Source organism: Pseudomonas sp. PWP3-1b2 (genome assembly GCF_049896045.1).
In the GTDB taxonomy this organism is placed as follows: domain Bacteria; phylum Pseudomonadota; class Gammaproteobacteria; order Pseudomonadales; family Pseudomonadaceae; genus Aquipseudomonas; species Aquipseudomonas antarctica_B.
In genome coordinates this window covers 1-2,468 of sequence record NZ_JAFCTN010000087.1, presented here as the reverse complement: position 1 = coordinate 2,468, position 2,468 = coordinate 1, and the positions used below count along the sequence as shown (strand labels likewise).

The 2,468-nt window shown below is 56.6% G+C and carries 4 protein-coding genes; all 4 read left to right on the top strand.

Features of this window, described 5'->3' with window-relative positions; genetic code table 11:
* Positions 1–42: 42 nt before the first annotated feature.
* A complete protein-coding gene (gene atpE / locus ACP7A2_RS27100) occupies positions 43–300 on the top strand; it encodes a F0F1 ATP synthase subunit C (RefSeq protein WP_002555987.1) in 258 nt (85 codons plus the stop codon).
* A gap of 58 nt (positions 301–358) precedes the next feature.
* Positions 359–829, top strand: coding sequence for a F0F1 ATP synthase subunit B (locus tag ACP7A2_RS27095; protein WP_375065776.1), 471 nt, complete (start codon positions 359–361; stop codon positions 827–829).
* Between the two features lie 12 nt (positions 830–841).
* Entirely contained in the window at positions 842–1,378 is a 537-nt protein-coding gene (locus tag ACP7A2_RS27090) for a F0F1 ATP synthase subunit delta (RefSeq protein ID WP_375065774.1), read from the top strand.
* Positions 1,379–1,399: 21 nt separating this feature from the next.
* Positions 1,400–2,468, top strand: a 1,069-nt coding sequence (gene atpA / locus ACP7A2_RS27085; RefSeq protein ID WP_426136847.1) for a F0F1 ATP synthase subunit alpha, incomplete at its 3' end; no start/stop codon positions are given.

Sequence of the window (2,468 nt, the reverse complement as noted above, 5' to 3'; positions counted from 1 at the left end):
CTAAAAAACCTAAACCATACGACGTAAAAGTCGGGAGGAAAGATGGAAACTGTAGTTGGTCTAACCGCTATCGCTGTTGCACTGTTGATCGGCCTGGGCGCCCTGGGTACTGCCATTGGTTTCGGCCTGCTGGGCGGCAAATTCCTGGAAGGCGCAGCGCGTCAGCCAGAAATGGTCCCAATGCTGCAAGTTAAAATGTTCATCGTCGCCGGCCTGCTCGACGCCGTGACCATGATCGGCGTTGGTATCGCTCTGTTCTTCACCTTCGCGAACCCTTTCGTTGGTCAACTCGCTGGCTAATCACTCGAATTTTTCGAGTTGATTGGGGTGATGGACAACGAATGAGCGAGGTGTTGGCGTGAACATTAATGCAACCCTGATTGGCCAATCCGTTGCGTTCTTCATTTTTGTAGTGTTTTGCATGAAGTTCGTGTGGCCTCCGGTCATCGCGGCTTTGCACGAACGTCAGAAGAAGATCGCGGATGGACTGGACGCTGCCACCCGTGCAGCTCGCGACCTGGAGTTGGCCCACGAGAAAGTGGGTCTTCAACTGCGCGAAGCTAAGGCACAGGCAGCTGAAATCATTGAGCAAGCCAAGAAACGCGGTAACCAGATCGTCGAAGAGGCTGTTGATAAAGCCCGCGTCGAAGCTGAACGTGTGAAGGCTTCGGCTCATGCCGAGATCGAACAGGAACTGAACGGCGTCAAAGACAAGCTGCGTGCCCAACTGGGTGCTCTGGCCGTCGGCGGTGCCGAGAAGATCCTAGGTGCCACAATCGATCAAAACGCGCACGCGGAGCTGGTTAACAAACTGGCTGCTGAAATTTAAGCGAGGGCGATCATGGCAGAACTGACCACGTTGGCCCGACCTTACGCTAAGGCAGCCTTCGAGCACGCCCAGGCCCACCAGCAACTGGCCTCTTGGTCAGCCATGCTCGGCCTGGCTGCAGCAGTGTCGCAAGATGACACCATGCAGCGCGTGCTCAAGGCCCCGCGCCTGACGAGCGCAGACAAGGCCGCCACGTTTATTGACGTGTGCGGCGACAAGTTTGATGTGAAAGTGCAGAACTTCATCCGTGTGGTTGCCGAAAGCAACCGCCTCCTGCTTCTGCCGGAGATTGCCGCTCTGTTCGACCTGTACAAGGCCGAGCAAGAGAAATCGGTAGACGTTGAAGTCATCAGTGCTTTCGCATTGAACCAAGAACAGCAAGACAAACTCGCCAAGGTTCTCAGTGCACGACTCGACCGGGAAGTGCGCCTGCAAGTTGCGGAGGATGCCACCCTGATTGGTGGTGTCATCATTCGCGCCGGCGACCTGGTTATCGATGGCTCGGTTCGCGGCAAACTCGCGAGCTTGGCCGAAGCATTGAAATCTTGAGTTTGAAGGGGCAGCAGAGCAATGCAGCAACTCAATCCTTCCGAAATAAGTGAAATTATCAAGGGCCGCATCGACAAGCTCGATGTGACCTCCCAAGCCCGTAACGAAGGCACTGTCGTCAGCGTATCTGACGGCATCGTGCGGATTCACGGTCTGGCCGACGTAATGTACGGCGAGATGATCGAGTTTCCGGGCGGCGTCTACGGTATGGCTCTCAACCTGGAGCGAGACTCCGTAGGCGCCGTTGTATTGGGCTCCTACCAGTCTCTCGCCGAAGGCATGAGCGCCAAGTGCACTGGCCGCATCCTGGAGGTTCCGGTTGGTAAGGAACTGCTGGGCCGCGTAGTCGACGCACTGGGTAACCCAGTTGACGGCAAAGGTCCGCTGAACAACACCGAGACCGATGCGGTCGAGAAAGTTGCTCCAGGCGTGATCTGGCGTAAGTCGGTAGACCAGCCTGTACAGACTGGCTACAAGGCTGTCGATGCCATGATTCCTGTCGGCCGTGGCCAGCGTGAGCTGATCATCGGTGACCGTCAGATCGGTAAAACCGCTCTGGCCATCGACGCGATCATCAACCAAAAAGACAGCGGCATTTTCTGCGTCTACGTAGCGATCGGTCAGAAGCAATCGACCATCGCCAACGTGGTTCGCAAGCTGGAAGAAAACGGCGCCCTGGCCAACACGATCATCGTGGCTGCCAGTGCTTCGGAATCTCCTGCGCTGCAATTTTTGGCACCGTACTCCGGTTGCACCATGGGCGAATACTTCCGCGACCGCGGTGAAGACGCACTGATCGTTTATGACGATCTGTCCAAGCAAGCAGTGGCTTACCGCCAGATTTCCCTGCTGCTGCGTCGTCCACCAGGCCGTGAAGCTTACCCAGGCGACGTGTTCTATCTCCACTCCCGTCTGCTGGAGCGCGCATCCCGCGTTTCGGAAGAATACGTAGAGAAGTTCACCAACGGCGCAGTGACCGGCAAAACCGGTTCCCTGACCGCACTGCCGATCATCGAAACCCAGGCTGGCGACGTTTCCGCGTTCGTTCCGACCAACGTGATTTCCATCACTGACGGTCAGATCTTCCTGG

Excerpts from the sequence above, each read along its gene's own strand:
- atpE (WP_002555987.1), top strand. The coding sequence starts at position 43 with ATGGAAACTGTAGTTGGTCTAACCGCTATCGCTGTTGCACTGTTGATC.
- ACP7A2_RS27090 (WP_375065774.1), top strand. The coding sequence starts at position 842 with ATGGCAGAACTGACCACGTTGGCCCGACCTTACGCTAAGGCAGCCTTC.